Below are 10575 nucleotides of genomic sequence, written 5' to 3' on the forward strand. Positions count from 1 at the left end.
GCCAGGCTGAGCGGGTAAGAAGTGGACAGGCCAAAAACGATGGTGGCCAGGCCAAACACCCCAACGCTGGCAAACATCACCGGGCCGACATGGCGGCGCAGCGGCCGGCTGGCGAGCAGCACCGCCATCAGCACTGCGCCAGCCGATGGCGCGGCGCGCAGCGGACCAAGCCCTTCAACGCCAACATGCAGCACATCGCGGGCATAAACCGGCAGCATCGCCGTCGCCCCGCCCAGCAGCACGGCAAACAGATCCAGGCTGATGGCGCCCAACAGCACCCGGTTGTGGCGCACATAGGCGACGCCTTCGACCACGCTGCGCCACGGAGTGACGGTGGCGGGCAGCGGGCGCGGCACCGGGCGGATGGTCATCAGGCAGATGAAGGTGATGCCAAACAGGATTGTCGCCGTCACATAGGGTGTGGCCGGCGAAACGGCATAGAGAAAGGCCCCTAGCGGCGGGCCGATCACCGCGCCGGCTTGCCAGCTGATGCTGTTCAAAGCGATGGCCTGGGGCAGCAGGTCGCGCGGCACCAGATTGGGGGCAAGCGCGGCCATCGATGGCCCCTGAAAGGCCCGCGCCACACCCAGCAGGGCAGCGACCACGAACAGTGCGACCATCGGCACTTCGCCCGTGAGCGCCAGCCAGGCCAGCACAGCGGCACAGAAGATTTCCAGCGCCACTGCCGCCCGCGCGATGTAGCGGCGATCCATGCGATCGGCGATCACGCCCACCACCAGTGCCAGGCAGAACAGCGGCAGAAACTGCGCCAGGCCGATCATGCCGAGCAGGAACGCGGCTTCATCACGGCTCATCGTGGCGCGGGCGATGTCGTATACTTGCCAGCCGATCACCACCACCAGCATCAGGCCGGCCACCGTCGCAAAGAACCGCGCGGCCCAGAAGGCGCGATAATCGGCGATCAGCAAAGGCGCGGGGATGGACGGCACCCATCTTCCATAGAAAGCGCGAGCCGCAGCGGCAATCATCCATTCAGGGCATCCATTCAGGGCATCCATTCACGGCGCCGGAATTGCCGTCGCGCGCTGTCGGTGTTAGTTTCCGGGTCAATGTCCAGTTTTCGCAAATTTCCCGGCTATGTGTTGGCGATCGCCCTGTGCGGCGTTGGTTTCCTGCTGATGGGGCTGGCGTGGACAGGTTGGACCTTGGGCCTGAGCTGGCAATGGGGGCTGGTCGCCATCGTGTTGTCGATGGTGGCGCGGTTCAACGGCTTTGTTCTGGTTGGCACATTCTTTTTTGCGCAGGAATATCTGCATTGGCCGATGCTGCAATGCCTGGCCCTGACCGCCGTTGGCCTGCTGTTCCTGACGCCGCGGGTGTTTGGCGAGGTGATGGGCGCCCTGACGGGCAAGGATATCAGGCCGCTTTGATCAAGCGTCTTTGAGCGACACGAAACTGTCGAGCACGCGCTTGCGCCCGGCTGCGGCGAAATCAATCTCCAGCTTGTTGCCGTCAACATGGAACACCGTGCCTTCGCCGAACTTGGCGTGAAACACGCGCGCGCCCTTGCGAATGGCCGGGCTGGGGCTGAACGAGACGGCGCTGACCCTGGCTTCTTTTGGCGCGGCGCTGCGCGGGCCGAAATCCCGATCTGACCGGTTGGCAAAATTGCCGCCGCCCTGCGCCGCCCGGTCCCACCCCGGCCCGCGCCCCGTGCCGCGTTGCAGATGCGCGAACGGATCGCCGCCTTCCAGTGCCGCCCGCCACAGGCTGGGCCCGCCGCTCATGGTCGATCGCGCCATCACATGGCTTTCGGGCAGTTCGGCGATGAAGCGGCTGGGCAGTGCCGCTGTCCACTGGCCATAAACCTGGCGGTTGGCGGCGTTGATGATGTGGGCGCGCAGCCTCGCGCGGGTGATGCCCACATAGGCCAGCCGCCGTTCTTCCTCCAGCGCGTTGGTGCCGCCTTCGTCGAGTGAGCGCTGGCTGGGGAACACGCCTTCTTCCCATCCGGGCAGGAAGACCTGATCAAATTCCAGCCCTTTGGCGGCGTGCAGCGTCATGATGGTGATCTTTTCGCCATCGGCATTGGCATCATTGTCCATCACCAGCGCGACATGTTCCAGAAATGCGGTCAGGCTGGGATAATCGCCCATCGCCCGCACCAGTTCCTTCAGATTTTCGATGCGGCCATCGGCGTCGGTGGATTTGTCGGCCTGCCACATGGCGACATAGCCCGATTCCTCCAGCACCACTTCGGCCAGTTCGGAATGACCCATATTGCCCGCCATGTCGCGCCAGCGGGCGACATCGGTGATGAAGGCCTTCACCGCCCGCCGCGCTGCCGGCGTAAGATCATTGCTGTCCACCAGGGCCGCGGCCGCACGCGGCAGGGATATGTTCATGGCGCGGGCCGCGGCGTGCATGGTCGCCATCGCCTTGTCGCCCAGGCCGCGTTTTGGCACGTTGATGATGCGTTCAAAGGCCAGCGCATCATCGGGCGATTGCACCAGCCGCAGATAGGCCAGCGCATCACGCACCTCGGCACGCTCATAGAAACGGAAACCGCCGACGATGCGATAGGGCAGGCCGATGGCGATGAAACGGTCTTCAAACAGGCGCGTCTGAAACTGGGCGCGCACCAATATGGCCATGTCATTGAGCGACGCGCCCTCGCGGCCCAGCCGTTCGGCTTCGTCGCCAACCAGGCGGGCTTCTTCGGGCCCGTCCCACACGCTGGTCACTTCCACGGGTTCGCCGCTGGTGTGAGCGGTAAACAACGCCTTGCCGAGCCGGCCGCGATTGTGGGCGATCAGTGCGTTGGCAGCGGCGAGAATATGCGGTGTGGAGCGGTAATTCTGTTCCAGCCGGATCATCTTGGCGCCGGGGAAATCATGTTCAAAGCGCAGGATATTGGCGACTTCGGCGCCGCGCCAGCTATAGATCGACTGATCATCGTCACCCACGCAGGCCAGATTCCGGCCTGCGCCAACCAGCGCCTGCAACCACTGATATTGCGCGCTGTTGGTGTCCTGATATTCATCGACCATCAGATATTTGAAGCGGCGCTGATAATCGGCGGCCACATCGGCATGCTGGCGGAAGATGGTCAGCATGTGCAGCAGCAGATCGCCAAAATCGCAGGCGTTCAAGCCCACCAGCCGTTCCTGATAGCGCGCATACATGGCCGCGCCGCCACCTTTGGCACCATCGGCATAGGCAAAACTCTCGCCCGGCGGCACGTCGGCCGGCAGCTGGCCCTTGTTCTTCCAGCGGTCGATCAGGCCAGCCAGCTGCTTGGCCGGCCAGCGTTTGTCGTCATGGCCGGCTTCGGCCACCACCTGTTTCAAAAGGCGCAGCTGATCATCGGTATCAAGGATGGTGAATTGCGCGTTCAAGCCGACCAGCCCGGCATGACGGCGCAGCATCTTCGCCGCCAGCGCGTGAAATGTGCCCAGCCACGGCAGGCCTTCGGCCATCGGCCCCAACAGCAGTTCGGTGCGGTGGCGCATCTCGCGCGCGGCCCGGTTGGTGAAGGTGACAGCCAGCACTTCTGATGGCCAGGCCAGCCGATTGAACAAGATGTGCGCCAGCCGGGCGGTGAGCGCCTTGGTCTTGCCGGTGCCAGCCCCGGCCAGGATCAGCACCGGGCCTTCGGTGGTCGTCACGGCATCGCGCTGGGGCGGGTTCAGGCCGGCCAGCCACGGCGGTTCGGCAGCCACAGAATCAGGGGAGGCGGGCAGGGTCATAAGTGAACAATTAAGGAACAAAGGCCCCGCTGCCAAGCCGCAATGCAGGGCCGCCAGCGAGGGTGATTCCCAACGTGACTCAAACCGCCGCAACCGCCGCCGTTCCCCTTGTCAGTGGGCTGATCGACAAGGATGAACGATGACCGCAATGCTGAAGCCGCCCGTTCAGATGGTGCGCGATCTGGGTTGGCGGCAAGTGCTGGGCCTGGATCAGCCGGGCGATGGCTTTTGGGCCGAAGTGCGTGGCCAGCAGCTCGGGCAGCTCAGCCGCAACATCCCGTTCAATCTCACGCTGTTGGCCATGAATCTGGTCGCTGTGCTGGCCAATTTCGGCACGGCCGTGAATTTCGACCGGCTGGCGCCGTGGATGGTCGGCATTGCCCTGCTGGTTGGGCTGTGGAGCCTGCGCATCGTGCGCCGGCGGCCCAGCACCGGCCCCCGCCGCGCCGACAAGAGCGAGCATCTGCGGGTGACTTGCGAGATTGGCATACTGGCGCTGTTCTGGTCCGGGTTGCTGCACGCCCTGGTGCCAGAGCTTCCCGCCGACAGCCAGACCGTGATCATGCTGTTCTCGCTGATTTTCATGGGTGCCGTGACCAATGCGGCGGCCACCATGCCGGTGGCGGTGATGCTGGTGTGTTTTTTCATTGGCGGCGGCATGGTGCTGGCCCTGCCGGCCGGTGCGCCGCTCCACCATCCGCTGGTCGGGTTCGGATTGGCCTGTTTTATCGCCATCAAGCTGCGCTCTGCGCTGGTTACCACGTATCACACCATGGCGCGGCTGAAGAGCGAAGCCGATCTGCAGGAACAGGGCGAAGTCGTCCGGCTGCTGCTCAACGAATATGAATCCAACGGCTCGGATTGGCTGCTGGAACTGGATGCGCGCGGCTGCCTGACCCATGTCACGGTGCGTTTTGCCGATGTCGCCCGCCGCCGCCGCGCCGACATGCTGGGCCAGCCGGTGCTGGCGCTGCTCGATCCGGTGCAAGGTGGTGCGACCACGGCGGCGCTGGTCCATGCCATCAAGGAACGGGAGCCGTTCCGCGATCTGGTGGTGCCGGTGCCGCTGGGCCGGGATCTGCGCTGGTGGGCGCTGTCGGGCACGCCCAAGCAGGATGAGGCCGGCAATTTCACCGGCTTTCGCGGCGTGGGCCGCGACGTGACCGAAGTGCGGCGCAGCCAGGAACGCATTGCGCAGCTGGCGCGCTTCGACCCGCTCACCGGGCTGGCCAATCGCAGCCTGTTCCGTGAATCGCTGGACGATCTGGTGGAAACTGCAACGTTGTCGGGCAAGCCTTCGGCCCTGCTGTTTGTCGATCTTGATCGGTTCAAGGCGGTGAATGATTGTTTTGGCCATGCTGCCGGCGATCTGCTGCTGCGGCAGGTGGCGCAGCGGCTGCAGGCACTGGTGAAAGCCCATGTGAAGGGCGGCGCCACCGTTGCCCGCCTGGGCGGCGATGAATTTGCCATCGTGCTGACCGATGGCAGCGGTGATGGCGTTCAAATGATCGCAGAACGCATCGTCAAGGACATGTCTCGGCCGTTCCCGCTGGGCGATGAAAGCCACGCCGGCTCTGCCGTGGTTGGCGCGTCGGTAGGCTGGGCGCTGGCGCCGTTTGATGCCCAGACCCCGGAAGACCTGCTGAAATGTGCCGATCTGGCCTTGTACCGGGTGAAGGAACAGGGCCGCGGTGCCGCCTGCCGCTTTACGCCGGAAATGGCCGCTGCCGCCGCCGAGCGCCGCAAGCTGGAAGCCGATCTGGCCGCCGCGCAGGAACGCGATCAGCTGCGGCTGCTGTTCCAGCCGGTGGTCGACAGCGACGATGAACGCATCACCGGTTTCGAGGCACTGCTGCGCTGGCACCACCCGGAACTGGGCGTGGTCTCGCCGCTCGACTTCATCCCGCTGGCGGAAGAAACCGGTTTGATCGTGCCCATCGGCGAATGGGTGGTTGACGAGGCATTGGCCTGGGCGGCGCGCTGGCCGGCGCATGTCAAGGTGTCGGTGAATCTGTCGGCCGTGCAGATGGAGGAAACCAATCTGCCCGACGTGATCGCCGGCGCCCTGGCCCGCCACGGCGTGGCGCCGGAGCGGCTGGAACTGGAAATCACCGAAAGCCTGTTCCTGGCTGAAAAACCGGCTGTGGTCGATGTGCTGGCGCGGCTGACGGCACTGGGCGTGAGCTTTGCGCTCGATGATTTCGGCACCGGCTATTCGGCGCTGGGCACGCTGCAAAAGGCCAGTTTCAGCCGCATCAAGATCGATCGCAGCTTCGTCAAGCGGGCCACGGCCATGGGCGACGAAGCCAGCGCCATCATCCAGGCCATCGTGCGGCTCGCTGCCAGTCTCGATATGAAGACGACCGCCGAAGGCACCGAAACCCGCGCCGCGTTCGAACTGTGCCGGGAACTGGGCTGCACGCAGGTGCAGGGTTTTCTGTTTGGCAAGCCGATGTCGCCGGAAGAAGCGACCAAGCTGGTGTGTGAGGAAGTGGCGGCCTGATCCCCTCTCCCGTTCGGGGAGAGGGTGGACGCGAAGCGGCCGGGTGAGGGTTATTCGTCGACCCAGGTTTTCAGCAGCGTGTGGGCGATGGCGAGTGGCGGGGGGCTGAGGAAATCACCCGTGCCGGCAAGCGACGCGCGCACCTCGTCCTTGGTCACCCAGCGCACTTCTTCCAGCTCATCCTCGTCCAGCCGCACCTCGAAACCTTCGGCTTCGGCAAAGGCGGCGATCATCAGGCTGGACGGGAAGGGCCAGGGCTGGCTGGCGAGATAGCGCACGCGCGCTGTCTTGATGCCGGCTTCCTCCCACAGTTCGCGGCGCACGGCTTCTTCAAGGCTTTCGCCCGGTTCGACAAAGCCGGCCAGCGCCGACAGGAACCCCGTGGGAAAGCGCGGCTGGCGGCCAATCAACGCGTGACCGTCCTTTATGGCCAGCATGATCACCACCGGATCGACGCGCGGGAAATGTTCGGCTTGGCAACCCTGGCACTGGCGGGCATAGCCGGCCTTGGCCAGCACCGTCTTGCCGCCGCACACTGCACAGAACCCGTGGCGCTGGTGCCAATCGAGGATGGAGCGGGCCTGCGCCACGATGGCAGCTTCGCGCGCCGGAAGCAGCGCGCCCGCCGCCCGCGCATCGAGCAGTTTGCCGCCGAAATCCGCCACCAGTTCATCCGAAGGCGTGGCGGCCGCAAACCGCGGGCCTTGCGCGCCGACGCCCAGAAAGATCGACAGCGCATCGTGCGGCACGTCGGAACGATAGGCCCACAATATGGTCGGGTTCTCGCCCGCCCGCACCACCGGATTAAGGCCATCCATCACCAGCCAGCGCGCATCGGGGCGAGCGCGCATGGCAATCAGCGCGGCGGGGTCGCGCCTGATCTCGTCGGCGCGGTCCAGCTCGTTGCCGGAAAAGCCGGTGACCGGCACATCATGGAATATCGTCATGCCGCCATCTTCCCGCGTTCTTGCGCGGCGGCAAGGCCCAGTGTTGCCGCCTTGGCAAAAAGCGTGGGCATGCCGGCGGTTTCCACCGTGTCCAGCGCCAGCCACTGCGCGCCGGGCAGGGCCAGATCGGGACCCAGATCTGGCCGTTGATCGAGCAGCAGCGCCTGCACCGCCAGCTCCAGTTCAAAATGCGTGAAGCCGTGGCGCACCACGCCGAAATTCTGCCAGTCCCCGGGGATCGGCGGCGTGCCTGCCCCGCGCCAATCGCAGCTGGGCAGCGCCCGCATGCCGCCGAGCAGGCCCTTGGCGGGGCGAACGATGGTCAGCACATGGCCGTCGGCCTCGATCCACCAGGCCGTGCCGTGCCGGGTCGGCCGGGCCTTCTTAGCCGCTTTGACCGGGAAGGCATCGGGCGGGCCGGCCTTGTTGGCGGCACAGCTGCCGATCAACGGGCAGACAAGGCAGCGCGGCGCCCGTGCCGTGCAGACCCGGCGGGCAAGATCCATCATGGCTTGCGCGAAATCGCCGGCTTGGCCCTGCGGCACCAGCGGCGCCAGCGCCGCCCTGATGGCAACGCGCGCGGCGGGCAGGGGGGTGGAAATCGCGAACAGCCGGCTCACCACCCGTTCGACATTGCCATCGATCACCACCGCATCGCGGCCAAAGCCAAAGGCCGCCACCGCCGCCGCCGTATAATCGCCCACACCCGGCAGATCGCGCAGTGCGGTTTCGTGGGCGGGAAAGTGGCCGCCATGGCGGTCAACCACCGTGCGCGCACAGGCGAGCAGATTGCGGGCGCGGGCATAATAGCCCAGCCCGGCCCAGGCCTGCATCACATCGGCATCATCAGCCGCTGCCAGTGCCGCCACGTCAGGCCAACGCGCCGTGAAGGCGTGGAAATAGGGCGTGGCGGCCTCCACCGTGGTTTGCTGCAGCATGATTTCCGACAGCCACACGCGGTAGGGCCAGTCTGCATCCGTCGGCAGCGCCGCGCCGGGCGGATTGCGCCACGGCAGCACCCGCGCATGGGCGTGATACCAATCGAGCAGTTGAAGGGGCCAGCTATCGGTCACTTTGCGTCTATGGCATGGAAGCCGCATGCCGAAAACGCCCCCCAAGACTCTGGCTAAATCGCCGCAGCCAGCGCCGCCAAAACCGCCCAAGGAAAGGGTGAGGGGCGGCCGCGCCAAGCCGATTGCCGAACTGGTGGGCGAAGTCGGCGGCCAGGCCTTCAAGCGCTTTGGTTTCACCCACAGCGCGCTGAACGACCGCTGGACTGAAATCGTTGGTGTTACCTACGCCCGCCACTGCCAGCCGACGCGGCTGAAATTTCCGCGTGGTCAGAAAGACGGCGGCACGCTGACCATCGCTGCCACCGGCGCGCTCGCCCCCATGCTGCGCCATGTCGAACCCCAGATCATCGAACGCGCCAACCGCATCCTGGGCTATGCCGCCGTGGCCCGGCTCAGCATCGAGCAGGGCGCCACCACCATGGCCGTGCCCGCGCCGCCGCCGCCGCAGCCCGGCCCCTTGCCGGAAACCGCGCGCTCCTCCTTGCGTGACATTGCCGATCCGGAATTGCGCGCCACGCTGCAATCGCTGGCCGAGGCGTTGACCATCAGCCAGGGCCCGCCCAAAATCCGGTAGTGACATCGGCTGATGTTTATTGGTTCCCGATGGGGCTTGGCGCTGGCGGCTGCACCACGCTAGAGAAGGGCCATGCATCTTGCTTCTGCACTCCTGATCGCTGGCCTGCTGGCAGCCCCCACCGCCGCCCAACCGGCGCGCGCGCCGGCGCCGGCTGCCGTTGCCGATTGGTCAACCCGCCTCGCCGTCACGCCGCAGGGCGGCATACTGATGGGCAATCCCAATGCGCCGGTAAAACTGGTCGAGTTCGGCTCGCTCACCTGCCCACACTGCCGGGCCTTCCATGCCGAGGGCCTGCCGGTCATCCGCGCGCGCTGGCTGGCGGCGGGCCAGGTCAGTTATGAATATCGCTCCTTTTCGCTGAATGGCATTGATCTGATGGCCGGCCTGTTGATGCAGTGTCAGGCCGCGCCGCAGGCCTGGGCTTTCGTCAACCGCGTCTATGCCCGGCAGGACGAGTTGATAACGCCGTTCATGGCCATTCCCGAAGCCGAACGGACCCGCATTCAGGGCCTGGCGTCGGATGCCCAGGGCCCGGCCATGGCGGTTGCCGGCAAACTGCCGGAATTCGCCGCTGCGGCCGGCCTGCCCCGCGCGCGCTATGATGCCTGCCTGGCCGCCAAACCCGCGATGGAGAAGCTGCTCGCGATTCGCGCCGATGCAGTTCAGGTTCATAAATTGCAGGGCACACCCAGTTTCCTCATCAACGGCCGCATGCAAACCGATGTGTTTGATTGGGCCGCGCTTGAACCCATGCTCGACGCCGCCATCAAGGCTGCACCGCAAAGGAAGAAATGATGCGCCAATTTTTCACGGTTTCCGTTCTGGCTCTGGCTCTGGCGGCCTGCGGCGACAAGACGGCAGCCCCTGCCGGCGAAGCCGCCAGCAGCGCGCCCGTTGTTGCGGCCCCTGCCGGCCAGAATTGGGTGGATGTCGTTGCCGCCACGCCCGACGGTGGTTTCCGCATGGGCAACCCCGATGCCAAGGTGAAACTGGTTGAATTCGCCTCGCTCACTTGCCCGCATTGCCGCGAATTCCACGAAGCCGCGTCGGCCACGATCAAATCGAAATATATCGCCAGCGGCAATGTTTCCTATGAATTCCGTAACTTCGTATTGAATGGCCCGGATTTTGCCGCCACCGTTCTGGCCCGTTGCCAGGGCGCCGGGCCGTTCTTTGGCCTGCTCGACAATTTCTTTGCCGATCAGGCCGGCTGGATCGAGCCGTTCAGCCGCATCAGCAAGGCCGATCAGGAAGCGCTGGCCAAGCTGCCGGAGGAACAGGCGATTGCCCGCATGGCCGAATTGGGCGGCCTGGCGGATTATGTTAAGCTGCGCGGCATCCCGCGCGCCAAGTTCGATCAGTGCCTGGCCGATCCGGCGCAGTCCAAGGCGATCAACGATCTGCGCAACCAGGCAGTGAACGAGCTCAAGCTTACCGGCACGCCCGGCTTCATCATTAACGGCACCGTGCAGGCCGACGTTTACACCTGGGCCGATCTCGAACCCAAATTACAGGCAGCCTTGCGCTAAGTGGAATTCCGCCGACTTCGCCTTGCGGGCTTCAAGTCCTTCGTTGAACCGGTCGATCTGCATATCGAACCGGGGTTGACCGGTGTGGTTGGCCCCAATGGCTGCGGCAAATCCAATCTGCTGGAAGCGTTGCGATGGGTGATGGGCGAAGGCAGCCCGAAATCCATGCGCTCGGGCGGCATGGACGATGTGATCTTTGCCGGCACCAGCGCCCGCCCGGCACGCGAGTTTGCCAC

Annotated in this window: 10 protein-coding genes; 6 read left to right on the top strand and 4 right to left on the bottom strand. The window is 65.3% G+C overall.

Features of this window, described 5'->3' with window-relative positions; genetic code table 11:
- The coding region (locus RMO81_RS01980; protein ID WP_310474048.1) for an MFS transporter at positions 1-950 on the bottom strand (950 nt) is incomplete at its 3' end.
- Positions 951-1070: 120 nt separating this feature from the next.
- On the opposite strand from RMO81_RS01980, the gene RMO81_RS01985 reads away from it, so the two are divergent.
- Positions 1071-1391 (top strand): hypothetical protein, encoded by a 321-nt coding sequence (locus tag RMO81_RS01985; protein WP_310474049.1) that lies wholly within the window; start codon positions 1071-1073, stop codon positions 1389-1391.
- Here RMO81_RS01985 and RMO81_RS01990 read toward each other — a convergent pair whose 3' ends face one another.
- The gene (locus RMO81_RS01990; protein ID WP_310474050.1) at positions 1392-3710 is read right to left on the bottom strand and encodes a UvrD-helicase domain-containing protein; all 2319 of its coding nucleotides are present in this window, start codon (positions 3708-3710) and stop codon (positions 1392-1394) included.
- A 139-nt stretch (positions 3711-3849) separates the two neighbouring features.
- Between RMO81_RS01990 and RMO81_RS01995 the strand changes: the two genes are divergently transcribed.
- Positions 3850-6213 (top strand): EAL domain-containing protein, encoded by a 2364-nt coding sequence (locus RMO81_RS01995; protein ID WP_310474051.1) that lies wholly within the window; start codon positions 3850-3852, stop codon positions 6211-6213.
- 50 nt (positions 6214-6263) lie between these two features.
- Here RMO81_RS01995 and nudC read toward each other — a convergent pair whose 3' ends face one another.
- Entirely contained in the window at positions 6264-7160 is an 897-nt protein-coding gene (nudC, locus tag RMO81_RS02000) for an NAD(+) diphosphatase (RefSeq protein ID WP_310474052.1), read from the bottom strand.
- The gene (locus tag RMO81_RS02005; RefSeq protein ID WP_409049572.1) at positions 7157-8260 is read right to left on the bottom strand and encodes an A/G-specific adenine glycosylase; all 1104 of its coding nucleotides are present in this window, start codon (positions 8258-8260) and stop codon (positions 7157-7159) included. The genes nudC and RMO81_RS02005 overlap by 4 nt, the downstream gene beginning before the upstream one ends.
- Between RMO81_RS02005 and RMO81_RS02010 the strand changes: the two genes are divergently transcribed.
- The 4 genes from RMO81_RS02010 to RMO81_RS02025 all read left to right on the top strand — a co-directional run.
- Positions 8259-8807 carry a DUF721 domain-containing protein gene (locus RMO81_RS02010; protein WP_310474054.1) on the top strand — a complete coding sequence of 183 codons (549 nt, stop codon included), beginning with the start codon at positions 8259-8261 and terminating at the stop codon, positions 8805-8807. The genes RMO81_RS02005 and RMO81_RS02010 overlap by 2 nt on opposite strands.
- 72 nt (positions 8808-8879) lie before the next feature.
- Positions 8880-9605 carry a thioredoxin domain-containing protein gene (locus tag RMO81_RS02015; RefSeq protein WP_310474055.1) on the top strand — a complete coding sequence of 242 codons (726 nt, stop codon included), beginning with the start codon at positions 8880-8882 and terminating at the stop codon, positions 9603-9605.
- Positions 9602-10339: a thioredoxin domain-containing protein gene (locus RMO81_RS02020; RefSeq protein ID WP_310474056.1), complete on the top strand. Its 738-nt coding sequence runs from the start codon at positions 9602-9604 to the stop codon at positions 10337-10339. Before RMO81_RS02015 ends, RMO81_RS02020 begins: the two co-directional genes overlap by 4 nt.
- The coding region (locus RMO81_RS02025) for an AAA family ATPase (protein ID WP_310474057.1) at positions 10340-10575 on the top strand (236 nt) is incomplete at its 3' end.

Origin of the sequence: Sandarakinorhabdus sp., from assembly GCF_031422795.1 — a bacterium.
GTDB lineage: Bacteria > Pseudomonadota > Alphaproteobacteria > Sphingomonadales > Sphingomonadaceae > Sandarakinorhabdus.

Bases quoted from the DNA above. Each gene is read 5' to 3' on its own strand.
- RMO81_RS02005 (WP_409049572.1), bottom strand. From the start codon at position 8,260: ATGCGGCTTCCATGCCATAGACGCAAAGTGACCGATAGCTGGCCCCTT.
- RMO81_RS01990 (WP_310474050.1), bottom strand. From the start codon at position 3,710: ATGACCCTGCCCGCCTCCCCTGATTCTGTGGCTGCCGAACCGCCGTGG.
- nudC (WP_310474052.1), bottom strand. From the start codon at position 7,160: ATGACGATATTCCATGATGTGCCGGTCACCGGCTTTTCCGGCAACGAG.
- RMO81_RS02020 (WP_310474056.1), top strand. From the start codon at position 9,602: ATGATGCGCCAATTTTTCACGGTTTCCGTTCTGGCTCTGGCTCTGGCG.
- RMO81_RS02010 (WP_310474054.1), top strand. From the start codon at position 8,259: ATGCCGAAAACGCCCCCCAAGACTCTGGCTAAATCGCCGCAGCCAGCG.
- RMO81_RS02015 (WP_310474055.1), top strand. From the start codon at position 8,880: ATGCATCTTGCTTCTGCACTCCTGATCGCTGGCCTGCTGGCAGCCCCC.
- RMO81_RS01995 (WP_310474051.1), top strand. From the start codon at position 3,850: ATGACCGCAATGCTGAAGCCGCCCGTTCAGATGGTGCGCGATCTGGGT.
- RMO81_RS01985 (WP_310474049.1), top strand. From the start codon at position 1,071: ATGTCCAGTTTTCGCAAATTTCCCGGCTATGTGTTGGCGATCGCCCTG.